General features: G+C 69.2%; 24 protein-coding genes. 10 read left to right on the top strand and 14 right to left on the bottom strand.

All coding sequences use genetic code 11. The annotated features are described in order from the left end of the window. Positions 1 to 14 precede the first annotated feature (14 nt). Positions 15 to 899: a c-type cytochrome gene (locus QY307_08390; protein ID WKZ82098.1), complete on the bottom strand. Its 885-nt coding sequence runs from the start codon at positions 897 to 899 to the stop codon at positions 15 to 17. Further along, a complete protein-coding gene (locus tag QY307_08385) occupies positions 896 to 2743 on the bottom strand; it encodes a cbb3-type cytochrome c oxidase subunit I (protein WKZ82097.1) in 1848 nt (615 codons plus the stop codon). Before QY307_08385 ends, QY307_08390 begins: the two co-directional genes overlap by 4 nt. A 218-nt stretch (positions 2744 to 2961) precedes the next feature. Between QY307_08385 and QY307_08380 the strand changes: the two genes are divergently transcribed. The 7 genes from QY307_08380 to QY307_08350 are packed head-to-tail and all read left to right on the top strand — an operon-like array spanning position 2962 to position 8401. Then, positions 2962 to 3579, top strand: a complete 618-nt coding sequence (locus QY307_08380) for a hypothetical protein (GenBank protein WKZ82096.1) — start codon at positions 2962 to 2964, stop codon at positions 3577 to 3579. Between the two features lies 1 nt (position 3580). Continuing rightward, positions 3581 to 4030, top strand: coding sequence for a 4Fe-4S binding protein (locus tag QY307_08375; GenBank protein WKZ82095.1), 450 nt, complete (start codon positions 3581 to 3583; stop codon positions 4028 to 4030). A gap of 59 nt (positions 4031 to 4089) precedes the next feature. Next, entirely contained in the window at positions 4090 to 4869 is a 780-nt protein-coding gene (gene extP, locus QY307_08370) for a selenite/tellurite reduction operon b-type cytochrome ExtP (protein WKZ82094.1), read from the top strand. Positions 4870 to 4877: 8 nt separating this feature from the next. Next, positions 4878 to 5579: a menaquinol-cytochrome c reductase cytochrome b subunit gene (locus QY307_08365; protein ID WKZ82093.1), complete on the top strand. Its 702-nt coding sequence runs from the start codon at positions 4878 to 4880 to the stop codon at positions 5577 to 5579. Further along, positions 5576 to 6394 (top strand): Rieske 2Fe-2S domain-containing protein, encoded by an 819-nt coding sequence (locus QY307_08360; protein WKZ82092.1) that lies wholly within the window; start codon positions 5576 to 5578, stop codon positions 6392 to 6394. The genes QY307_08365 and QY307_08360 overlap by 4 nt, the downstream gene beginning before the upstream one ends. A 13-nt stretch (positions 6395 to 6407) precedes the next feature. Beyond that, positions 6408 to 7907, top strand: a complete 1500-nt coding sequence (locus QY307_08355; protein WKZ82091.1) for a cytochrome c — start codon at positions 6408 to 6410, stop codon at positions 7905 to 7907. After that, the gene (locus QY307_08350; protein ID WKZ82090.1) at positions 7904 to 8401 is read left to right on the top strand and encodes a hypothetical protein; all 498 of its coding nucleotides are present in this window, start codon (positions 7904 to 7906) and stop codon (positions 8399 to 8401) included. The genes QY307_08355 and QY307_08350 overlap by 4 nt, the downstream gene beginning before the upstream one ends. A gap of 7 nt (positions 8402 to 8408) precedes the next feature. On the opposite strand, the gene QY307_08345 is transcribed toward QY307_08350, so the two are convergent. From QY307_08345 to QY307_08335, 3 genes are all read right to left on the bottom strand, one after another. Further along, positions 8409 to 9029, bottom strand: a complete 621-nt coding sequence (locus QY307_08345) for a redox-sensing transcriptional repressor Rex (protein WKZ82089.1) — start codon at positions 9027 to 9029, stop codon at positions 8409 to 8411. A 63-nt stretch (positions 9030 to 9092) separates the two neighbouring features. Next, positions 9093 to 9323, bottom strand: coding sequence for a glutaredoxin family protein (locus QY307_08340; GenBank protein ID WKZ82088.1), 231 nt, complete (start codon positions 9321 to 9323; stop codon positions 9093 to 9095). 61 nt (positions 9324 to 9384) lie between these two features. Beyond that, complete coding sequence (locus QY307_08335; GenBank protein WKZ82087.1) at positions 9385 to 10230, bottom strand: SAM-dependent chlorinase/fluorinase; 846 nt, start codon at positions 10228 to 10230, stop codon at positions 9385 to 9387. Here QY307_08335 and QY307_08330 point away from each other — a divergent pair. Then, positions 10229 to 11188, top strand: a complete 960-nt coding sequence (locus tag QY307_08330; GenBank protein ID WKZ82086.1) for a Clp1/GlmU family protein — start codon at positions 10229 to 10231, stop codon at positions 11186 to 11188. The two genes, QY307_08335 and QY307_08330, sit on opposite strands and share 2 nt — an antisense overlap. 289 nt (positions 11189 to 11477) lie before the next feature. Here QY307_08330 and QY307_08325 read toward each other — a convergent pair whose 3' ends face one another. The 6 genes from QY307_08325 to QY307_08300 are packed head-to-tail and all read right to left on the bottom strand — an operon-like array spanning position 11478 to position 16611. Further along, positions 11478 to 11903: a YbjN domain-containing protein gene (locus QY307_08325; protein WKZ82085.1), complete on the bottom strand. Its 426-nt coding sequence runs from the start codon at positions 11901 to 11903 to the stop codon at positions 11478 to 11480. Continuing rightward, a complete protein-coding gene (locus QY307_08320; GenBank protein ID WKZ82084.1) occupies positions 11900 to 13084 on the bottom strand; it encodes a glycosyltransferase in 1185 nt (394 codons plus the stop codon). The genes QY307_08325 and QY307_08320 overlap by 4 nt, the downstream gene beginning before the upstream one ends. After that, a complete protein-coding gene (locus tag QY307_08315) occupies positions 13081 to 13968 on the bottom strand; it encodes a GNAT family N-acetyltransferase (GenBank protein WKZ82083.1) in 888 nt (295 codons plus the stop codon). Before QY307_08315 ends, QY307_08320 begins: the two co-directional genes overlap by 4 nt. Then, a complete protein-coding gene (locus tag QY307_08310; protein ID WKZ82082.1) occupies positions 13965 to 14897 on the bottom strand; it encodes an asparaginase in 933 nt (310 codons plus the stop codon). The genes QY307_08315 and QY307_08310 overlap by 4 nt, the downstream gene beginning before the upstream one ends. After that, positions 14897 to 15439, bottom strand: coding sequence for a hypothetical protein (locus QY307_08305; GenBank protein WKZ82081.1), 543 nt, complete (start codon positions 15437 to 15439; stop codon positions 14897 to 14899). Before QY307_08305 ends, QY307_08310 begins: the two co-directional genes overlap by 1 nt. A gap of 29 nt (positions 15440 to 15468) precedes the next feature. After that, positions 15469 to 16611: a peptidoglycan DD-metalloendopeptidase family protein gene (locus QY307_08300; GenBank protein WKZ82080.1), complete on the bottom strand. Its 1143-nt coding sequence runs from the start codon at positions 16609 to 16611 to the stop codon at positions 15469 to 15471. A gap of 149 nt (positions 16612 to 16760) precedes the next feature. Here QY307_08300 and hisC point away from each other — a divergent pair, with 149 nt between their 5' ends. Further along, complete coding sequence (gene hisC / locus QY307_08295; protein ID WKZ82079.1) at positions 16761 to 17837, top strand: histidinol-phosphate transaminase; 1077 nt, start codon at positions 16761 to 16763, stop codon at positions 17835 to 17837. Between the two features lie 23 nt (positions 17838 to 17860). Here the strand turns inward: hisC and QY307_08290 are convergent, their stop codons facing one another. Together QY307_08290 and QY307_08285 are read right to left on the bottom strand one after the other, a co-directional pair. Further along, positions 17861 to 18841 (bottom strand): MoaD/ThiS family protein, encoded by a 981-nt coding sequence (locus QY307_08290; protein ID WKZ82078.1) that lies wholly within the window; start codon positions 18839 to 18841, stop codon positions 17861 to 17863. Further along, a complete protein-coding gene (locus tag QY307_08285; GenBank protein ID WKZ82077.1) occupies positions 18841 to 19671 on the bottom strand; it encodes a MaoC/PaaZ C-terminal domain-containing protein in 831 nt (276 codons plus the stop codon). Before QY307_08285 ends, QY307_08290 begins: the two co-directional genes overlap by 1 nt. A gap of 423 nt (positions 19672 to 20094) precedes the next feature. On the opposite strand from QY307_08285, the gene QY307_08280 reads away from it, so the two are divergent. Continuing rightward, positions 20095 to 21009 carry a hydroxymethylglutaryl-CoA lyase gene (locus QY307_08280; protein WKZ82076.1) on the top strand — a complete coding sequence of 305 codons (915 nt, stop codon included), beginning with the start codon at positions 20095 to 20097 and terminating at the stop codon, positions 21007 to 21009. Here QY307_08280 and QY307_08275 read toward each other — a convergent pair. After that, positions 20993 to 22162: a hypothetical protein gene (locus QY307_08275; GenBank protein ID WKZ82075.1), complete on the bottom strand. Its 1170-nt coding sequence runs from the start codon at positions 22160 to 22162 to the stop codon at positions 20993 to 20995. The genes QY307_08280 and QY307_08275 overlap by 17 nt on opposite strands. Positions 22163 to 22204 lie beyond the last annotated feature (42 nt).

Raw genomic sequence — 22204 nt, 5'->3', positions numbered from 1 at the left:
AGGGCCCGCCCGTTTCAGTCCCCGGCAGCGGCTTCTGCGGTGGCGAAACAGTCGGCCTCGGCCGCTTCCAGGTCCTCGCCCCCGAAGGCCACCCGCTCGTACAGGGCCACCGCTGCCAGCTCCTCGTCGCTGAGTGTGCTCCCGAAACCCGGCATGGCGCTTCCCGAACCGCCCACCGGCTTGCCCGGGGCGCCGTAGGTCTCCTCGGGCCATCCGATCGACCCCAGCCGGATCCACTCGGTCTGATCCGAGCAGTACCCACCGGGGAAGGTCGTGAGCAGGGCCCCGCCGGTGAACGCCGGGAAGGTGCCGGCGCCGCCACCGGTGGCTCCGTGACAGGCGGTGCATCCTGCCGAGGTGTAGACCTCCTGGCCGATGGCGAAGAAGTCCTTGTCGCTGGATCCGAAGGCGCTGCCGTCGCAGTTCACAGCCTCGCCCGAGACCGGATCGATCGCCAGCAGCCCGGCATCGCCACAGTTGGGCCCGTTGGGGAAGAAGGCCAGGTAGGCGAGCGCCATCGCCGGCACCACCACGAAGAGGGCGGCCAGCCATCTGGGGATGGCTCCGGCCGGCACGACAAGGTCCTCGGCAGGCTCATCCCGAGGCTCCTCGGCAGCAGGTGCCGGCTCCTTGGACGCCGGCGGGGCTTCGCCCTTCACCTCCACTTCGAAACCGGAGCCGGTTTCCCCGGCCGCCTCGGCCTCGTCGGCGGGAGCCTTCTCGCCGGCCGGAGCGGCGGAGGCGGCTCCTTCGGGTACCGGCACGCCGGCCCATTCGGCGAGGACGGCCTCGACGGTGGTTCCCTGCGCCTTGGCCCGGGCGGCGGCGGAACGCTTGACCATGCTCTCGGGCATCCCGGTGGCTGCTGCGGCGGCGGCGATCAGCTCGTCCAAGGTCACTCCAATCCCGCGACGTAGGCGGCAAGGGCGTTCATCTCGTCGGCACTGAGGTGCCGGTATGAGGGCATCGTCGACCACGGGCGCTGATCACGCGGATCGGCCAGGTGGCGCCTCAGGAAGGCGACATCGTTGGTGTTGGGCCTGACGCCGGCATGGGCCAGATCGGGACCGACGCGGGCGTACCCGGCAACCCCCACCGGATCGAAGGCCAGGTCACCGGCCAGGGTCACCGGGCCCAGCCCGACGTCGGTCACCACCTGGCGCACCTGCTGGGTGTGGCACAGCCAGCAGCCTTCGGCGAGGTAGATCTGGCGCCCCAGGTCGGCCTGGGCGTCGTCGGCGAGATCGCGGCTGGTCTCGGCGAGCTCGGTGGGGCCGGCATCGGCGTCGACGGCGGGGAGGGCGAACGCTCCGACTGCCCCCAAGAGGAAGATGGCGACGGCGACGCGCAGCAGGCCGGTGACGGGCGCCACCGCTCCCGCAGCGGGCCGAACCGATTCGGTGACACCCCCACCTCCGGCGAGGCTCCCCAGGCGCACCGCGAATGCCGTCGCTCCGATCAGAACCAGGGCGATGCCCACTGCCTGAGCGGCGTTGGCACCCTGCAGTGGCACCACCGACACCTCGAACCCGTCGCCCAGGTTGGCCCAGGAACCCGACTGCACCCCGGAGAGCCATCCGAAGCCCTGCTGCACTCCGGCGACGAAGCGGCTGCCGGCGGCGATGACGACTCCGGCCACGACCGGCCACAGTGCCAGCCTGCCCCAGGATCGGCCCCACTCCTTGCCCCGGGTTGCGGAGGCGACGTGGATCACCGCGGCCATGGCGAACATCGTGAAGGCTCCGAGCAACAGCATCACCTCCACGCCCGACTCCCAGGGCGTGAAGCGCAGCACCGACGCCACCGATCGCAACGAGGCCACCACCGCAGCGATCACGCCGGTGAGCAAGAAGACCAGACCGACGCCGACCATGCGCAGGGCAGGCGCGGCGGCGACTTCACCCCGTCTCCCCCGCCAGGCCATGGCGAAGTCGGCCACCACGGTCACCACGGCGACGACCAGCCCGGCGCCGAAGACCACCGGGATCGTCTCCACCCAGTCGGGGGTGGGAGCGAACTGAAGGGTCCGTCCCGCCGTCCACAGCCATGTGAGGGAGAGGGACCAGAACCCGATTCGTCCCAGGCTCTCGTGGAAAGTGGCATCGGGTAACAGCCGTCCGGAGAGGTAGTAGGCGACGCCGATGCCGGCCGCTCCGGCCCACAGCCCCCAGAGGGCCGATCCGACGAACCCCGACTGGATCTCGCCGGGAAGCCCATCGAGCGCCGGAAGGGCCGCCACGGCCACGGTGAGGAACAGCCACACCGGTGCGGCGGTCAGGTACCAGCCGGCGACCGGCAGCCCCGCCCCCGACCCGTCCCGCACGGTGGCCACCAGTAGGGCGGCGACGCCGAGGCAGCCGGCGAAAAGGGCGGCGTCGACCACCGCCGGGAACTCCAGCCACCGTCCGCCTTCACCGTCACCGAGAAGGATCGCCCCCACTCCGGCGGCGGTGGCGACCGCAATGAGCCCGGTGGCGCCGATGGCGGCGAGCGGAGAGCGAAGCCTGGCGTCCACCATCCTCGGGACCGCATGGAACGACACTCCGAGCAGGGCAAGGGTGAGCCAGCCGAAGACGAGAGCGGCCGAGCCCGCAGGCAGCAACCGCCCGTAGCTGAGGTTCGCCGAACCCTCGAAGACCCCGGGCCAGGCGAGCTGGGTGGCGGCCAGGCCGTAGAGGGCGAGCCCGATGATCAGGAACGCCGCTGCGGCGACGAAGCACGACCTGACGAGAGCCGAAGTCAAGCGTGCGGAAGCTTCGGGCAATCCGCTACCGGTCTCCTGCGCTGGCACTCCCCGTTCCCTCCGTGTCCTGATCGGCGCGGAAGGTTAGCCCCGCGAGCGACCGCCCCGGAGCCAGTCCACCCCAGGACCGCGACGGGCGGTCCGGGGGTGGCGGTGCGGGTTTCCCGGCCCCACCCGTCTGCGTACAATGCCGCCCGGTCTGAACAGGAGTCGCAACGGTGACGGAAGACAAGAGGCGGCGGATCGGCATCCTCGGGATTGCCATCGGCGCCGCCCTCTTCACCATCGGCGTGCTGATCGCCCACTTCACCGGGCTTGCCGCACAGGATGCCGTGGGCCGAGACATCTACTCCTGGATCCCGCGCTGTGCCTTCTTCGAGAACGACCCGGCCACCTGCTGGGTGATCCCCACTTCGGGTCAGCTGATCGCCTTCCTCGGCTCACAGATCGCCCTCGGCGGAGCGATCATGGGTTGGATCTACGGACGCCGGCTCACCTGGGCGCTGGCGACGGTCGCCGCCTTCCTGTTCACGCTGGAGATGTTGATCCTCTTCGGGATCGTCCCCAATCAGTTCCTCGGTCTCGCCCAGGGCACGCTCGACTGGTCCCAGCAGAAGACCTTCCTCACCATCCCCAAGTGGCTGATGCTCAACAACGAGGTGAGCATCTCCTACGGGGCACTCAAGGACATGATCGCCGCCGGCTACTCCACCACCATGCTCATCGTGGTGGCGGTCGGCGCCTACCAACTACAAGAGCGGTCGAAGCGTGCCGGCCAGGCGGCGACGCCGGGCTCTTCGGTGTACGGCCGCCCCGTGGTCAAGGGAAGGGGCTGAGGTGGCACGCGCCGAGGTCTGGTTCGAGACCCCACCGTTTCGCGACGACTACCAGCTGACCCTGGTCGAGGGCGAGTATCTGACGGCGGCCGTGAAGCCGAAGCAATTCCTTCACATCGACCAGGTCGAGTGCATCCTCTGCGAGGGGTGCGTCGACATCTGCCCGTGGAAGTGCATCCACTACCTCTCCATCGACGCCATCGCCGAGGCGGCAAACGTGGGGGATCCCAGGGACAGCGCCGCCAACCTGGGTTTCTTCGTCGTGGACGAGGACGAGTGCACGCGGTGCGCCTTGTGCGTGGACCGGTGCCCCACCGGGGTCATCTCGCTGGGCAAGTACGACGGCTCCGTGGCCGCCCAGGCCGACGCCCGAGGCGTGGCCACACCGTGGGAGGTGGACAGCGGCCAGCGCGACCACAAGAACGGCTACGCCTACGGGATGCGGTTCTAGGACACGTGATTTGACCGGCCGCGCGCCGGGACTGAGACTGAGAAGGGTACGGAGGAAGAGTGGCCAGCAACGGAGAAGGAAAGAGGACGCTGGGAGATCGCATCTCCGGCCTCGGCGACCGCATCCGCGGCTCCGAGGCGTGGGAGTCGCTGTTCCGGCCCGGTTCTCCCTTCCGCAAGGGCTACTCGGACAGCCCCCGGAACCGCTCGTACGTCATCATGAACAACCTCCTGTACCACCTCCACCCGGTGAAGGTGAAGCGCCACGGGGTCCGCCTCTCCTACACGCTGTGTCTCGGCGGGTTGTCCTTCTTCTTGTTCATCGTGCTGACGATCACCGGCATCTTCCTCATGTTCTATTACACGCCGTCGGCCGAGCAGGCGTACCCCGACATCGCCGCCCTCTCCACCGACATCGCCTTCGGGCAGCTGGTACGCAACCTGCATCGTTGGGGCGCCCACCTGATGGTGATCACCGTGTTCCTGCACATGACCCGGGTCTTCTATCACGGCGCCTACAAGCCGCCGCGTGAGTTCAACTGGGTGGTCGGCGTCATCCTGCTGTTCCTCACCCTCCTCCTCTCATTCACCGGGTACCTGCTGCCCTGGGACCAGCTGGCGCTGTGGGCGGTGACCGTCGGCACCAACATGGGCGGATACACCCCGGTGTTCGGCGAGCAGGTCTCGTTCGTCCTGCTCGGAGGGATCCAGGTGGGCGCACCCACCCTGCTGCGCTTCTACGTGTTGCACGTGCTGGCGCTGCCGTTTCTCATCGTCATCTTCATGGCCGTGCACTTCTGGCGGGTCCGCAAGGACGGCGGCATCTCGGGGCCGTTGTAAGGAGCACCATGGCAAACGTTCCCGAACACCTGCTGCGGAGATCGGCCCAGGCGAAGGCCAAGGCCACCGGCGTGCCGTTCGAACAGGTCTGGGCCGAGATGACCGGCGGCGACGCACCGGCTCCCGCTGCGGTTGGCGAGACGGCGTCCACCGCCACCGCCACCGCCACCGCCGCCCCGCCTCGCCCCCCGGCGGCTCCCGCCATCCCCGAAGGCGTGCGCACCCAGCGCATGCTCACCGTCGTCAAGGCCAAGGCGATCCAACAGGTGAAGCGGGAGCCGACCGACAAGGTGAACGTCTGGCCCCACCTGCTGGCCATCGAATTCGTCGCCCTGCTGGTCGTGCTCGGACTGCTGATCGTCTTCTCGATCTTCCAGGACGCCCCGTTGCTGGAACTGGCCAACCCCAACGCCCAGCCCAACCCGTCGAAGGCACCGTGGTACTTCCTCGGCCTTCAGGAGCTGCTCTCCTACTTCGATCCCCAGATCGCCGGAGTGCTGATCCCCGGTCTCGGCCTCGCCGGCCTGGCCCTCATCCCTTATGTGGACCGCAACCGCTCCACGAGGCCGGCCGACCGCAAGTTCGCCATCATGGTGTTCACCTTCTTCGTGGTGGCCTCGGCCATCCTCACCATCATCGGGTCGTTCTACCGGGGGAAGGGCTTCAACTTCACCTTCCCATGGAGAGACGGGATCTTCTTCGACCTATGAGCGCCACCCAGATCGTCATCCTCGCCTTCGCCGCCATCGGCCTCATCGGCGGCCTGGCCGTCGCCAGCATCGCGGCGCGCCGCGGCGGCGCCCCGGGTCCGGTCACGGGCCGTCTCGATCGCAAGGCGATGCGGCGCGACCGCAAGGCGAGTCGGGCCCGGCAGCCGGTGTCGGTGCCGGAGCCAGCCGACCCCGGGGCCGAAGAACCGGTGCCGGTGGACCCGCTCGAGGAGCGCATGGAGGTGGACCCGAACGAGTTCGGGGTCACCCGCCGCCAGTTCTTCAACCGGGGCATCCTCGGCGTGTTCGGCCTGTTCCTGGCCCAGATGGGGATCTTCTCGCTCGGCTTCATGTGGCCCAAGTTGAAGGCAGGCGGTTTCGGCTCCAAGGTGATCGCCGGAAAGCTCGACGATCTCGCCGCCCAGGTGTTCCTTCCCGACGGTCGTGTCAGCCCGCTGTTCCTCCCGGCCGCTCAGGCGTACCTGGTTCCGTTCCAGGGGCAGATGGAGGGCTCCTCATTCGACGGGTTGCCGGTGGTCGAAGGCGGCCTGATGGCCCTGTGGCAGCGTTGCGTACACCTGGGCTGCCGGGTTCCCCAGTGCGAATCCTCCCAGGGGTTCGAGTGCCCCTGCCACGGCTCCAAGTACAACTACCACGGCGAGTACGAGGACGGGCCCGCTCCCCGCAACCTCGACCGGTTCGCTCTGAGCGTCGACGAGTCGGGCCAGCTGGTCATCGACACCGGGACGGTGATCGAGACCTCTCGGGCCACGGTGAAGACGGCCGAGTACCCACAGGGGCCGTCGTGCATTTGAGGAAGGACTCCTGATGGGCCTCGGCGCCTTCGTGCTGGCCGTGGTCGCCGCCCTCGTCGTCGGCTGGCTCGCCTTCTTGGTTCGCCAGACGCGCGTCGCCCACCGCCGACAGGCGCCGCCACCGAACCTGTCGCCGTACCTCACCGACGACGAGTTGGAGAACCGCCGCCTCGACAAGATCCTGCTCTACTCCCTGATCGCCACGGCTGCGATGGCCGTCGTCCTGCCGATCTACTACCTCAACGAGAGCACCCGACAGGCGGCGGCGGCCGAGAGGTTCGAACACATCGCCGAAGAACGCGGCCACGAATGGTGGATCGAGTACGGATGCGGGGGCTGTCACGGCGCCGACGGCGGCGGCGGGGCAGCCCCCTACATCGAAGGACGCAGCGGGTTGAGCACCTCGTGGGAGGCCCCCTCGGTCAACGATGTCTTCTATCGATACTCCGAGGAAGAGGCCCGCTTCTGGCTGGTGTACGGGCGGCCCGGCACCCCGATGCCGGCCTGGGGTGTCGAGGGCGGCGGGCCGCTCAACAGCCAGCAGATCGACGAGCTGCTCGCCTACCTGGAGTCGATCCAGATCCCCCAGTCCGAGGTCGTGGCCAAGGCCGACGAGAAGGTGACGGCCGAGATCGCCCGAATCGCCCGGGCCGACGACTCGGTCGCCGCCGCCGTGGCCACACAGGCGGCCGACATCGTCGCCCTGCGCCTCGTTCCCCATCAGTACGAAATGATCGAGGACCTCCCCGACCGGCTCGCCGAGATCCTCACCTCCCCGGCGACCTGCACCGATGCCAGCGCAGCCGTGGTGGCGGCACCGTGTGACGGGACCGCCGCCGATGGCGACCGGGACGGTGTCAGCGACCTCGCCGAAGCCCAGCTCAACCTGCTCACGGCGGCGATGGTGGCAGCCGCCCCACCGTCGGACGCACGCACCGCGATCGAGGCCGCCTTCTTCGACCCGACCGACGCCTACAGCACCATGGATGGACCGACACCGATCCCCGATCTCACCCTGTTGGGGCCTCTGGTCACCGAGTTCGACTCGATCGAGCGCGACCTTCGCCTCACCACGGCCAACCTGGAGAACCTGCTCGCCGCAGCCGCCACCGGACTCGAGTTCCTCGAGACGGCGCAACAGGAGCGCCTCTACGCCTTCGACGTCGAGGCTGTCGCCGCCGCCGGATTCGACGGCAACGTCACCGACGCCCGGCGTGCCATCGGCCTGTACAACTCCTACTGCGCCCGGTGCCACACCGCCGGCTGGTCGGCTGGGTTCCAGTTCACCAAGGCCGCCGGCTCGGGCGCCTTCGGCCCCGCCCTCGGCGGCGGCAGGTCGCTCACCCAGTTCCCGGTGGAGCAGGATCACTACGACTTCATCGTCAAGGGGTCCGACGAGGCCGTGGCGTACGGCGTCAATGGGATCGGACGCGGCTGGATGCCCGGGTTCGGCGCAGTGCTCAGCGCCGAGGACATCATGCTGATAGTCAGGCTGGAGAGGGCGCTGCCATGATCCGCCGCATCCACGAGGACGACCAGGGGCTCACCCGGCTGGAGTGGCTGGGGGTGGCCCTGACCGTCCTGGTGCTGGCCTCGATGATCCCCCAGTTCCGGGCGCTGCTCGACGTCGCCTACGAGAACCTGGTCGGCAAGAACAACGTGGGACCGGACGGCAACCCCGCCCCCGGCGTGCTGGTGCGGGGCCTCATCGTCGCCATCTCGTCGCTGGCGGTGTTCTGGGGAACGATCTTCATCATCAACTACACCAACCTGGGTCGGCGCCTCGCCTTCCTCACCACGGGAGCGGCGTTCTTCGGGTTCCTGGCGATCGTCGGGCTGCTGTACACCCTGTACTCGCCCCGTGGCCTTCGCCCCACGCTGGTCGAAGGATTGAACGCCTTCCAGCTGCGGATCCTGCCGGGGGCCCTGATGCTGGCCTCCCTGCTGCTCTTCGCCATGTTCCTGACCGCCCTCAGCCGCTACGAGGCGGAGCAGGAGGGCGAGTAGCCCGGTCTCAGCCGGTGCGCACCTGATAGAAGGTGAGCACCTGCAACTCCATGGAGAGATCGACCCGGCGCACCTCCACACCGTCTGGCGCCTTCAGGACGGTCGGGGCGAAGTTGAGCACCGACCGGATGCCTGCCTCCACCAGGTCGTCGAGCACCTCCTGGGCCGCATGGGCAGGAGTGGTGATGATCCCGATGGTGGCTCCCCGGGCGGCGATGGCCGACGCCAGCGACTCCACGGGTTCGACGGTGAGGCCGGCGACGCGGGTTCCGGCCTTCTTCGGATCACGATCGAAGAGTCCGACGATCTGAAACCTGCGCTCCCCGAGGCCGGCGTAGTTGGCCAGGGCCCTGCCCAGGTTGCCGATGCCGACGATCACCACCGCCCACTCACGTGTGAGGCCGAGAACCATCCGGATCTCCCGTTTCAGGTGGTCGACGTCGTAACCGACGCCCCGCACCCCCTGCAGGCGCAGATAGGAGAGATCCTTTCGGATCTTGGCGGCGAGCACACCCGCCAGCCCGGCAAGCTGCTCCGAGGAGATCTGCTTCTGATCCGGAGCGAGGCTCTCCAGGCAGCGCAGATAGACGGGAAGTCGCTGCACCGTGACGCGGGGGATGTTGCTCACCACCGCGCAATATAGGTGCCGCCCCGAAGGTCCAATCCGGTGGGCCGCGCCAGCACCAGGCTCTCAGCGCAGGGCGCGCGCCACCGTTCGCCGGCGGAGCCTTCCCCAGGCGACCTCCACGCCGTCACGCAGCACCACCGGCACGCGATCCCCGTAGCGTGATGCCAACCCGGCATCGTCCACGTCGACCACTTCCAGGCAGTGGCCGCGGCGCATCGCCGCCGCCTCCACCAGCGGGAAGGCGGCGGAGCACAGCGTGCAGCCGCGGCGCGTGATGAAGGTCACCTCGCTCATCGCGATATCGTCTCCCTGCCGATGCGTCCCGGGACAACGATCGTGATCATCCTGCTGCTGCTCACCCTGATGGTGACGGGGGTGGTGTTCGTCGTTCGTCTGGTGTCGGTGACCTGAACACGACCGACGACCCGGCCTGCAGCCCGAGACGCTCATCGGCTCGCCCCCCGGCGATGGCAAGCGTCATCAAGCCGTGAGAGTCGACGTGAACCACCGGGTTCCTGCCGTCCCCGTATCCGTTCACCCACTCCATGGTGTGCGTCGCCGCCCCGATCCGAACCTCGACCGGCTTTCCGGGCAGGAGGCCGGCGAGTGCCATGTCGTCCGGGGAGACGTTGGTCTGAGCGTTGCCGAAGAGATCTATCCACCACACCTCGCCGGATGCGAACCCGTCCCCGGTTTCGACCAGAGGAAGCAGCAGCGGGCTGATCGATCCGGGATCCACCTGCGGTCCCAGGTCCTCCAGACGCGCCTCGCCAGATGCGAGCACGGCCGCCGCAGGAGCGAAGACGTCGCGGGCGTCGAAGGTTCCCCCGGCGGCTGCCAGGCGGAACTCGGGGGCCTCGAGCGACACGAACCTGCCGGCTCCTCCGACCATGGCCACCGCAGGGGCGAGCAGGCCGTTGTCCGGTCCCACGAAGAACCCCCTGGCGGTATCCACCCCCAGGGCTCGCCGGGCGGTGCCGACCCCGGGGTCGACCACTGCCAGCACCACTCCGTCGGGCAGATACTGAACGGCGCGCAGCAGCGCAAGTGCCCCGGCCCGGACGTCGCCCCTCGGTATCCCGTGGGTGACGTCCAAGACCCGGGTGCCGGGAGCGACCCGCTCGATGACGCCGTGAACCACGCCGACGAACTCGTCGACGGCGCCGAAGTCACTTAGGAAGGAGACCGGGAGTCCGGGCATGGGCGATCGAGGATACCGGTCGATCCGAGGCGACCTCCGACAACTACGATCGGCCGCCCACCTCCCGGACCTCATGGCCGATCACTTTCACGCCGGACTCGTCGACGACCTGGCCCGTGGTCGCGGCGTCGTGATGCTCCTCGGCGCCAGGGACACCGGGAAGTCGACCTTCGCCCGCCACCTCGTGGGCGCCGCCATCGGAAACGGAACGACCGCAGCCCTGGTCGACGCCGACATCGACCAGACCACGGTCGGCCCTCCGGCGTGCGTCGGCCTGCGCCTCTTCTCATCCGGTGACGATCCGACCGCCGCCATCGAGCCGGACCGGCTGCACTTCGTGGGAGCGATCGGCCCGGAGCGCGTCGTCCTGCAGCAGGTGGTGGCGACTGCGGCCCTGACCTCTCATGCCAGGGGATCGGCCGATCTCGTCGTCGTGGACACCACCGGGGTCATCTCGGGCGTAGCCGGCGAGACGCTCAAGTATCACAAGATGGAGCTCTGCCGCCCCGAGGTGGTGGTCGCCTTCCAACGAGGAGCCGAGGCAGAACCCCTGGCGGGAATGCTGCGGCGCTTCTTCGGAGCCGAAGTCGTGCTGGTGGCGGTCGACCCTGAGGTCCGGCCTTCCGATCCTGAGCGCCGCCGGGAGCATCGCGCGGCCGCCTTCGCAGCCGCCCTCGGCCCGCCACTCCAGAAGTGGCGGGTTCGCGACACCGTGTTCGCACCGACCCTCCCCGACGGCCTCGACCTCACCCGCCTCGACGGGATACTCGTCGGGCTCCAAGACGGCACCGGCACCTGCCTCGGTCTCGGGATCCTGGAACACGACGACGGAGGGGTCCGGGTGATGACCAGGCACGGCGAAGGGATGCGAGGGCTGCGCCTGGGCACCCTTCGGATCGACCCGGAGACCTTCGACACGCGCAGGGTACGGCTCGGTGAGCTCATGTTCGGCGTGTGATCGGTCGACGAGCGCGCCAAGGCCCAAGGAACCTCTACCGCATCGATCCCCGCACTTCCCCGAACGAGTCACTCTGCTGCATCGGCACCTTGGGCCTTGCACCTCCGAAACTACGGCCCGGAGACGGTGCGGTCAACCGGCTCGCCCCAGACCGGTTTTCGCGTTCCCGGCCACGCAGTTCGCCAGGAACGACCCCGACGCCCGCAGTGTCCGCCCACCTGCCCGACTTGCCCACATGTCCACAGCAATCCACAGGCAGTTGTGCACAAGGCGTGTCGACAACCAACGGTCAGGCATCTTTTTCGCGACCGAACCCGGCGGCGACCATGGGACGAAAGGCCACCTCGATCAGCTCCCAGGCCTCGCCGAGCACCAGATCCAGCTCCTGCTCGTCCAGGTGTTCCACCGGGATCCTTCCCACCAGGATCACCTCTCCTTCGGGGTCCATGGCGAAGTGAAGCCGTCGAGTCCGGCGGTTGCGAACCAGGCACTGCCGGTACACCTCCTCGACCCGAAACCGTGGGGCGGGCAGGACTCCGGCCTCGATGGTCAAGGTCCGTTCGCCGACCTCGAACCAGACGGTGGTGAAGTCGCGTGTGCGCTGGCGCATCCGGACACCTCGCCGTCCCTCGTGATCGCCGGTCCACACCACGTCGGATTCTTCGTCCGCCAGCCACCGCTCGGTGACCTCCTCCACCAGACGCTTCGGGTTCACTCCAACAGTCCCCGATACAGCTCGAGGAGGCGGGCGGTGGTGGCGTCCCACGAGTACTGGCTGGCGTGGATCACGGCGCCGGCCGAGAGCCTCTCCCACTCGCCGCGGTCGAACAGGATCGGGTGCAGGGCGGAGGCGACCCCTTCGGCGTCGGTGTTGCGCACCAGGCGGCCCGATTCGCCGTCGGCCACCGAGTACACCAGCCCACCGACCGCCGACGCCACTACCGGCGTCCCACACGCCTGGGCCTCGACGGCCACCAGGCCGAACGACTCGGACCGGGACGGGACCACCAGGGCATCGACCCCGCGATACACATCGGCGATCTCGGCGTGGGGTCGGGGAGGGAGAAACCGGACTCGTCCCGGGGCGACAGTCTCCGCCAGGGCACGCAGCCGCCCGAGTTCGGTCCGACCCGACGGGCCACTGGGACCACCGACCACGATCAGATCCACGCCATCGAGGAGGCCGACCGCCTCGACGGCAATGTCGACACCCTTGAGAGCCTGGATGCGCCCGACGAACGCCACCGTCGGGCGATCTCCGAGACCCAACCGCTCCCGGGCGAGTCGGCGGTCTCCAGGATGGAACAGCCCGTGGTCGACGCCCGGAGGCGACACACAGATCCGCTCCGGGTTGGCCTGATAGTGCTCGATCAGGTCGGCGGCCTCGGCAGGGGTCGAGGCGATCACACATCCGGCCCGTGCCACGACTTCGGCCTCGGCGGCGATTCGAACGAGCGACTGGCGCGGCTCCCCGGGAATGCGGGATGCCTCCTTGACCCGGCCCAGGGTGTGGAAGGAGATGGCCAGCGGGATGCCCAGCACGTCCTGGAGGAGCGCTCCGACCCATCCCGACAGCCAGTAGTGGCTGTGAATCACCTCGGGATGCAGGTCGCTCGACACCAGGCACTTGGCGACACCCTCGGAGAAGGCGCCGATCATCTCTGCCCGATCCGACCCTTCGGCGTCCACGTTGATCACCCGGTAGCCGGGAGCGACATCGATCTCGTGGGGTGCATCTCTGTCGACGCGTCGGGTGAACACATCGACGGCGACCCCACGATCGGCCAGGTGGCGGGCCAGGGCGTCCACGTACACGTTCATGCCGCCGCCATCGCCCGTTCCCGGCGTGGCCAGCGGCGACGTGTGGACGCTGACGAAGGCGACTCTCCGGATCACACCGCTGCCTCCACCACGAAGAGAGGGCGAGGCTCCGCCCCCAACCGACCCTTGTAGCTCTCACTCCCCTTGAGGAAGTCGAATCGGGTCCGGCCGCTGGCGATCGTCCTCTCGACGAGGGCGTGGACCAGCACCACGCCCGGGGAGATACCCCCGTGCTCGGGATCGAAGGCCGAGTTGTACAGGTAGTAGGCCCGATCGTCCTCGAACCCGAAGGCGGCTGCGACCGGTCGACCCTCACCGTCGACGAGGACGTCGAGCACCGCCCCGGCTTCATTCAGCAGCGAGCCGAAGAACCCTTCCATCGACGGGGTCATGAAGCCTCCCTTGTCGCCCTCGGCGGCACGATGCATCGACACGAACCGGTCGATGAGGGAAGCATCGCGCACCAGCCGAGGCTCGCCGGCGGCATCGACGAACCGGCGCCGCTTGCGACGCACCTCATGACGCTGCTTGGCATCGAGCCGCGCCAGGTAGAGATCGGGGTCGGCCGGCAGGTCGAGGACCATCGCCACGGCGTGTTCACGCGAGGAAACGGTCAGACCGGCGACCTCGAGGCCGGCGGTCACCGCCTCGAGTGCCTCGCGCGGAAGGGAGTCGAGCACGAGACGGGTTCCCGGATCGAGCATGGACACGGTGGCGGCGATCACGGACTCGGGGTGCTGACCCAGCGGAGAGTGGTAGTCGGTCAGATCGGCGTCGCCGGGCAGGCGTGCCGTCCCCCGGTCTACGACGAGGGCGAACGCCGCCTCTTCGGATCGCTCCATCACAGGATCACCGACCCCGAATGCCCCCCACCAGGCGGCAACGAAGCCGGACAGCGGAAAGGGACCGGTGAGTGGCGCCGTGGCTTCCAACTCATCCGGAAGCGACCAGGAGGTCATCTCTCCACGACCGCAAGACGCCCCACCGGTCTTCCCCCGCCCTTGACCACCGGGGAGCGAACCTCGTCGAGATGTTCCAACGGGTGACCGCCGAGGATCCCCAGGTCGCAGAGCAGCGTCACCACCGCGGCGATGGCGGCGGCGCCGGATCCGCTCCACGCCTTGGCGGCCAGCCCGATCCCTCCTTCGACCCAGGCCACGCCGATGCATCCTGCTGCACCACCCTTGGCCACCACCGGCAGCCACCTGGCGAGCGTCGCCTCCGGGGCCTCACCGTCCCTGGTGAGCGGGGCAAGACGCCGGGCGGCGTCCCGGACGCAAGAGAGTCGAGAATCGGTCGCCACCGCGCCGAACGCCCGCGCCAGCCCCATCACGTCGCTGCGCATCGTCGGTACGCCACAGCCGTCCACTCCCACCGGACCCACCGGTCGCCCGGTGAGCTCCTCGGCGATAGCCAGGATCTCCACCTGGAGCGGGTGGTCGGCCGGCGTGTACTCCAACGACCAGCCCTGGGTGATACATGCCCGCAGCATGGCGGCGTGCTTGCCCGAACAGTTGTGCAGAACCCGCTGCGGACCGGCAACACCCATCTCGACCCACACCCGGTCGGCGCCTGAGGACGACGGGCGATCCGGCGGACAACGAAGTGCCGTTTCGTCCAGTCCGACGCCGGCGAGCATCGCCCGCACCAGCGCCACGTGGACCGGCCAGCCTCCGTGGCTGGCGGAGGCCACCGCCCTCTGCTCTGCCGTCAGCGGCGTCCCGAATCGCTCCGAGACGGCGGCCTGAACCGGCTTGATGGCCGAGCGCATGAAGAACTCCCGCGCGGTCTCGCCCGAGGTGGCGAGGACGGCGCCGTCCGGCCCCACCGCCGCCACCGACACCGGGTGCACGGCCTCGATCAGGCCGTCCCTGGTGGAGGCGACCATCACTCCGAGGTCAGCAACCCGCCCGAGTCGGCGAGGCCCTCCCGATATCTGCGGGTGAGTTCCCGGTGCAACACGTCCAGGGCATCGTGCACCAGCCGCCGCTGCCGGGAGACGTCTGCCTCGACCTCGTCGAGGAACGCCTGCGTCTGGCGCAGCTCCTCGTCGTCGAGTGATGGGAGCCGGGCCAGGAAGTCGCCTTCGAGAGCACGGTCCACCAGCCTGCGTCCGGGGGAAGGGATGTCGGGCACATCCAACGACAGCGACCGGGCCGGAAGGCCGGGCTGGGACAGATAGGCCCCTTCGGAGAGGATCCTCGGCAGGGCCTCGAGGAGGCTCTGGTGCTCCTCACCGGCGCGACGACGCAACTCGAATGCCAGCAGATCGAGCCGACCGTGGATCATCCTGCGATAGAAGGAGAGCTCCACGTCGAGGTCGCTGCACATGGTGCGGCGCCCCCTCAGCTCCTCCAACGGCACCGCGGCGAGGGACTCCAGGAACTCGGGATCCTGGATGATGTCGATCCGGCGGCGGGTTTCGGTCACAGTGGGAGGGTAGATGATGGTGGCGCCCCTCAGGGGCACACGGCACGAACCGTAGGATACGGGTTCACCATCATGATTCCACCCGGCCTGATGCCGAAGTGGACGTGGTACGCCCCGGGGGCGGCGTTGCCGGTGTCGCCGTTGTAGCCGATCAGGGTCCCCCTGGTCACTCGCTGTCCGTTGGTCAGCCCGTCGGCGTACCCATCCAGATGGGCGTAGAAGTACTCGACGCCATGGTCTGCGTACAGCCAGAGCGTGTTTCCGCCCAGGGCGCTGAAAGACAGCTTCACGGTGCCGTCGGCCACAGCCACCAACGGGGCGCGGAAGGCGGCGAACATGTCGGTGCCGCTGTGGCGACGGCCCCCGGCGCGCGGGGCGCCCCAGGTGTCGGTGAACCAGGTGGGGGCTGCGATGGGGCAGATGAAGCCGGGCGTGACGTAGAGGGGCACCCCCTCGGCCGGAGCCCCGAGCGCCGCCCTGACCTCCTGGCGACGCTTCTCCTCCGCCTCGCGACGCCGCCGCTCCTCCTCTTCGCGACGCCGCTTCTCGGCAAGGGCGGCGGACGCCTCCTGATAGGTGGTGTCGGCCTCTTGATAGGTGGCCGCCGCCTCGGCGAAGAGCTGGTTCATCCGCTCCACCACCGCCTCCGACTCCACCCGCAGGAGTGAGACCCGTTCGGTGTCGGCGGCCAGTTCCTCCTGGAGCCGCTCCATCTCGGCGGTTGCGGCCATCAGGTCGTCGAGAGCGGCTCGATCGGTGTCCACGGCGAGGGCCAGCACCTCGCGGGCGAGGATCGACTGCTGCGCCTCCTCGGGGCTGAACACCCTGGCGATCTCGTCGCGCTCGGGACCGCTCATGTAGGACTCGACGGCACGATCCCGAATCAGGAGACGGAGCTCCCTGTTGCGCGCCTCATAGGTGTCGAGCCGGGAACGGAGCCTTCCCACCTTGAAGGTGAGGTCCTGCAGCTCGGCGTTGAGTGCCTCGTAGGAGGCGATCGCCGCTTCGACGTCGGTGAGGGCGGCCGCCCTCAGACGGGCCGCCTCCTCCCTCTCCAGCCGGGCCTCCTCGACATCCTGCTCGGAGATGTCGAAGGCGTGGGCGGACAGTCCTGCCGACGGCAGGACGACGAGGATCACAAGGGCCACCAGCCGGTGACCAAGGCGGAGCATGGGTCTCATGGTATGGACGGGTGCGGTTTATCCACGGCATTCCCATCGGCAGGCGCAGGAGCCCGGTGAACCGGATGATCGCCGGGACACCGAACCACCCGGACCGTGGCCGCAGGTGGGTCCATGGGCTCTAAGGTCTCTGCCTCAGAATGACCGTCAGGTTCCGCAGCGACATCGACCGCATCGAGCCCTACCGGCCTGGGCGCTCCATCGCATCCGTCGCCGCCGAGTTCGGGCTGGATCGTGTCGTCAAGCTGGCCTCCAACGAGTACCCCGATCCGCCGTTCCCCGAGGTGATCGAGGTGCTCACCCGACACCTGGCCGGCCTCAATCGATACCCGGACGACGCCCGCTCCTTGCTCACCCCGGCACTTGCCGAGCACCTTGCGGTGCCACCGGAGTGGATCTGGTGCGGCGGGGCGTCCAACGAGCTCGCACTGGTGGCGGCGCTGGCCATGGGTGGCGAGGGCACCTCGGCGGTGTTCGGGTGGCCCTCGTTCGGGTTGTACCAGATCGGGACCCGCACCGCATTCGCCACCGACATCGCCGTCCCGCTCGATGAGGAGCACCGCTTCGACCTGGAGGCCATGGCCGGTGCAGTTCGCGGGGACACCACCCTGGTCTATGTCTGCAACCCCAACAACCCTTCCTCGACTCATGTGTCGGGGGCATCGCTGACCGAATTCATCGAGTCGCTTCCCAGCCACGTGCTGGTCCTGGTCGATGAGGCCTACGCCGAGTTCGCCACCGCCGACGACTACTCCTCGATGATCCCTCTGGCGGTGAGCCGGGAGAACGTGGTCGTGACCCGCACATTCTCCAAGGTGTACGGGCTGGCCGGGCTGAGGATCGGGTATGCGGTCGCCCATCCCGACCTGATCGCCGCCTTTCGTCGGATCCAGCTCCCGTTCAGCGTGGGCACCCTGGCCGAGGTGGCTGCCACCGAGGCACTCCGCCATCAGGATCGGGTGCGGGAGAGAGCAGCCCGCAACGCAGCCGCCATCGCCTACCTGATGGAGGAGCTACGCAAACGGGAGATCGAGGTGGCCAACAGCCAGACCAACTTCGTCTACGCAGGCTTCGGCGACGCCGCCGGCCGAGTGGTCGACGGGCTCCTCCGCCGCGGCTTCATCGTGCGGCCGGTGGCTCCCGAGGGTTGGCTGCGGATCACGGCAGGTGCGCCGGAGGAGAACGAGGCCCTGCTCTCGGCCATCGACCGGATCTGAGCGAAAACGAGTCGATCGCCGACTCAGGCGAGCACCACCAGGACCGACCAGAAGGCCGTGGCGGCCAGCAGCGCCCCGTCGAAGTAGGAAAGGCTGCCCGGCACCGGACCCGGGGCGAATAGCCCCCCCACCCGCAACAGCATCCCGAGATTGCGGCCTGCCACGAGAGCGATGGATGCGGCGACGGCGGCTCCGAGTGCGTCGAGCAGATCGGGAGCCCAGAGTGCCCCGCCGATCGCCCCGGCCAGCACCGCCCCGACCACGAGGCCGGCGAGCGGGTCGACGAGAGGCCTCTCGGTGCGGTCCGACAGCCACGCCACCATGACCCCGGCCGACAGGACCATCAGAAACACCAGGGTGAGGTCCTCGGACCCCATGCGAAGCAGAACCATGGCCGACGATCCCAGCGAGGCCGCCACCGCCAGGGCGCCGCCGGCGGCGAAGGAGTCGACGGGACGCAGCCCGGCGACGGCGACGCTCCAGACCAGGACCAGCAGCAGAGATCCGACGGCGGCTGCCGCCATCCCGGCCACCCCGAATCGATAGGAGGCCGCCACCGCCGCACCGACCGAGAGCAGGACGGGTATGTGGGCCAGGGGGATGCCGCGCCGCTCGGACGATGTGGATACGTCGAAGACCCACACGCCTCCCACCAGGACCACCGCCACCGCGTACCACTGCAGCGACATGCGACTGGAGATCACCAGGGCCGCCAGGAAGGCGGCAACCAGCCCGATCTCCATGAGGATCGGGGACCGCACCACCGTGGTCCCGCCGGAGACCGGCGGGATGACCGCCACCTCCGACGCCGGACCCACCGCGGATTCCTGATCGGCACGATCGCCATCCACCCACACCGCCGCCGGGGACAGGGCCCGGGTGAACTCGTCACCGAACCGCTCCGAGGCGCCGGCAAGGACCTCGGCGACCGTGGTGCCCTCGATCTCGACCGAACCGGTCCCGGCGATCTCACGCAGGTTGGCGAAGAGGCGAAGGCGGGCCATCAGTCGGCGACCTGCAGCCAGCCGGTCATGACCGCCGCGCCGTCGGGACGAACCGTCTCGAACAGGTGACCTTCGGCCCCCTCCCAGACCGTCGTGGAGAGGGAGGACCCGGGGAGCACCACCTCGGTGAAACGGGCGCCGATGCGGGTAAGGCGCTCCGGATCGCCGGCGGCGAGGTCGCGTACCAGACCGGCGGCGACCAACGAGAGCGTCCCCAGGCCGTGGTTGATGATGCCGGGGAGGCCGACCATCTTGGCCACCGCATCGTCGAGATGGATCGGATTGTGGTCGCCCGAGGCCTCGGCGTAGCGGGCGGGCATCTCCGGGGCCACATGGCTGGTGAACTCGGCGACCGCCGCCCCCTTCACCGGATCGGCCGGCGGGTCCGCCTTGGGACGGTCGGTTCCGCTCCCGCCCCCCCTGACGAACACGGTGGCGTACTGGTCGTTGACCGGGGCTCCGTCTGGGTCGTGGGCGGAGACCCGAACCACGAAGGTCGCACCGCGCCCCTTGTCCTCCACTGAGAGCAGCGTCGGAGTGAAGGTGAGACCGTCACCGGGGCGGATAGGGCGGTGGTGCACGACCTCCTCCTCCCCATGGACGATCATCAGCGGGTTCTCCACGCCCAGCTCGGGGTCGAGGCCGACGGTCGCCACCAGCGGCAGGCCCGGGACCACCGCAAACAGAGGTGAGGCCACCTGGTCGGGACCCGGGCGGTGTCGAGGGTTGTCGTCCCCCGAGGCGGCGGCGTACGCGGCGATCTCGTCGGCGGTGATGGTCCGGGTCACCGACGGATAGGTCTTCCCGCCGAGTCCGAAGTTGAGCGGCATCCCCAAAGGCTACCCCGGTAGGCGCCCAGCCTCCCGCCAACCGGGCTGCGCCGCCGCCACCGGTCGTCACCGGCGGGAGGCTCACGGGGATCCGGACCGCTTCCTCGACGAAGCCCACCCGAGCCGGCCGAACCCCGTCCCTGCCGCCGGAGCCACGCGAGAATGCCGCCGACAGCGGCGGAGGGGCACAGTGAGGCTCGACGAGATCATCGTGGAACGGACCATCCCCGGCCCGCTCGTCGAGCCGGGAAGGATCGGCCCCCGGGCGCAGCGGCCCGAGCGGGACTTCGGATCCTTTCGACCCCACCGCCGGTGCGAAGGGGTCATCAACACCGGCTCGTCCAACCCGACACCGACGGTCGCACCTGTCGGCGCGGACACGGTCGACCTGCCACCCTTCGCGCAGGAGAGGCGAGGACACCAATGATCGGCATCGTCGAGGTCGGGCCCCGCGACGGGCTGCAGAGCGAGACCGCGGTTCTGACTCCGGAGCGGAGGGTCGAGCTCATCCGCCGCCTCGCAGCCTGCGGCCTGAAGCGGATCGAGACCGTGTCCTTTGCCGACCCCGGCCGGGTGCCCCAGATGGCGGGCGCCGAAGAGATCAGCGCCGCCCTCACGCCCCGCTCCTTCTCGGCTATCGGCCTGGTGCTCAATGGGCGGGGGATGGATCGCGCCCTGGACTGTGACCTCGACGAGGTCAACGTCGTGGCGTACGCCTCCGACGGATACGCCTTGAAGAACACCGGAGCCGAAGCCGTCAGGCGGAACTCGGAGGCGGCCGCTCTGATCGAGCGGGCCCGAGCGACCGGACTGAGGGTCTCGGCGACGATCGCCGTGGCGTTCGGTGATCCGATCGAGGGAGTGGTCGAGGTGGGGACGGTGACGGACCTCGCCTCCCGCCTCGCCGCGGCGGGATGTCACGAGATCGCCCTGGGCGACACCATCGGTGTGGCGAATCCCGTGGCCGTGGAGCGCCTCTTCACGGCGGTGGCCGAGGCGGTGCCCGACTGCACGCGGCGCGCCCACTTCCACAACACGCGCAACACCGGGTACGCCAATGCGGTTGCGGCACTGAGGTCGGGGGTCGAGTCCCTCGACGCCGCCGTGGGAGGGTTCGGGGGGAGCCCGTTCGCCCCCGGGGCCGGCGGCAACGTGGCCACCGAGGATCTGACGGCGATGCTCGCCGCAATGGGAGAGGACACCGGCGTAGACCACGACGGGGTCGCCGAGGTGGGCGGCTGGCTGGCGGGGCTGCTGGGCTGCGAACGGCCCCACTCGATGCTGGGACGGGTGCCACCCTGGCCGCCCACCCGAGGGGGCTCTACTCCTCCTCGATGACGGTCACCGTCAGCGACACCTCGATGGCGGTGCCGCCCGCTTCTGCGAGGGCGGGGAGATCGCCCGCCGAGAGAGCCCCGTCTCCGTCGAACTCCACCCACAGGCGGAGCCACAGCCGGTCGCCCGAGGTGAAGCCATCCGGCAGGTCGACCGACAGGTCGGTGAAACTGCCGATGCCCACGGGAACCACGGCGACCCGTTCGCCCGGTTCGCCGGAGGCGTCGCTCAACACCTCCAGGAAGCCTGTGGCCGGCGACTCCACGGAGGCGACGACGAAACTGTTTCCCGTCACCTCCTGATCGTCGGCCTCTACGGCGGCAGGTGACGTCGGGATGACCGTCATGACCACCTCGGCGACGGCGAGTCCGCCGTCGGACCGGATCGCCACCGCATCGGTGCCCTCGCCGGGGGCGAAGACGCCGTCCTCGTCCCGGTCGACCCACACCACGACGAAGACGATTCCGGTGGTGGCCAGAGGCGGATCCACCTCGAAGGCGAACTCGGTCACCTCGCCGGCTTCGAGCAGGTCGGTCACCGCCAGCACCTCGCCCGGCTCTCCCCCCTCGTTGGCATGCAGCGCCACGAAGCCGGCAGCGGGGAGCAAGGCGCTCGCCACATCGAGCGTGGTGCCATCGGTGGTCTGCTCCTCGACGAAGGCGTCGCCCGGGCTCAAAGGAGGCAACAGGGTCACCCGCACCACCGCGGTGACCGGATCCCCTTCGGTGGTGGTGGCGATGCCGTCCACGAAGGCGTCGGGCGGCTCGAATACGAATGAGCCGTCGTCGTCGACGTCGACGTGCAGGGCGAGGTGCACGGTGGCGTCCTCCGCCAGCGGTATCAGGAGCGGGACGGTGACGCCGGTGATGAACCCGGCGGGGAGTCGGTCGCTGATCCCGATCAGCTCCCCCGGGCTGCCGCCCGAGTCGGCCCGCAACACCACCCATCCGGGCGAGGGCAAGGCGACCGAGTCGATGGTCACGGACGACCCCTCGGACCGCTGGTCGCTCACGATCAGTGATCCCGGGCTGGTGGGAGCGGGGCGGTCCTCCACGGCGACGGTGGTCGTGGTCGTGGTGCCCGAGGACTCGTATGTGCACCCCGCCGCCACCAGGGCGAACATCGCCAGGGCGGAAAGGAGTCGACGGGGAGCCATGGTGGCCAGGCTAATGGCCCGGGCTCGATGCGATCCCGTTCC

This window comes from Acidimicrobiia bacterium (assembly GCA_030584185.1).
In the GTDB taxonomy this organism is placed as follows: domain Bacteria; phylum Actinomycetota; class Acidimicrobiia; order Spongiisociales; family UBA11373.
This window is presented reverse-complemented; position numbering and strand designations above follow the sequence as displayed.

Coding starts and splice junctions, on each gene's coding strand:
- QY307_08290 (WKZ82078.1), bottom strand. CDS start 18,841: ATGGCCCGCCTTCGCCTCTTCGCCAACCTGCGTGAGATCGCCGGGACC.
- QY307_08285 (WKZ82077.1), bottom strand. CDS start 19,671: ATGCCGCTCAACTTCGGACTCGGCGGGAAGACCTATCCGTCGGTGACC.
- QY307_08280 (WKZ82076.1), top strand. CDS start 20,095: ATGATCGGCATCGTCGAGGTCGGGCCCCGCGACGGGCTGCAGAGCGAG.
- hisC (WKZ82079.1), top strand. CDS start 16,761: ATGACCGTCAGGTTCCGCAGCGACATCGACCGCATCGAGCCCTACCGG.
- QY307_08360 (WKZ82092.1), top strand. CDS start 5,576: ATGAGCGCCACCCAGATCGTCATCCTCGCCTTCGCCGCCATCGGCCTC.
- QY307_08300 (WKZ82080.1), bottom strand. CDS start 16,611: ATGCTCCGCCTTGGTCACCGGCTGGTGGCCCTTGTGATCCTCGTCGTC.
- QY307_08330 (WKZ82086.1), top strand. CDS start 10,229: ATGGGCGATCGAGGATACCGGTCGATCCGAGGCGACCTCCGACAACTA.
- QY307_08340 (WKZ82088.1), bottom strand. CDS start 9,323: ATGAGCGAGGTGACCTTCATCACGCGCCGCGGCTGCACGCTGTGCTCC.
- QY307_08365 (WKZ82093.1), top strand. CDS start 4,878: ATGGCAAACGTTCCCGAACACCTGCTGCGGAGATCGGCCCAGGCGAAG.
- QY307_08310 (WKZ82082.1), bottom strand. CDS start 14,897: ATGGTCGCCTCCACCAGGGACGGCCTGATCGAGGCCGTGCACCCGGTG.
- QY307_08350 (WKZ82090.1), top strand. CDS start 7,904: ATGATCCGCCGCATCCACGAGGACGACCAGGGGCTCACCCGGCTGGAG.
- QY307_08355 (WKZ82091.1), top strand. CDS start 6,408: ATGGGCCTCGGCGCCTTCGTGCTGGCCGTGGTCGCCGCCCTCGTCGTC.
- QY307_08315 (WKZ82083.1), bottom strand. CDS start 13,968: ATGACCTCCTGGTCGCTTCCGGATGAGTTGGAAGCCACGGCGCCACTC.
- QY307_08335 (WKZ82087.1), bottom strand. CDS start 10,230: ATGCCCGGACTCCCGGTCTCCTTCCTAAGTGACTTCGGCGCCGTCGAC.
- QY307_08275 (WKZ82075.1), bottom strand. CDS start 22,162: ATGGCTCCCCGTCGACTCCTTTCCGCCCTGGCGATGTTCGCCCTGGTG.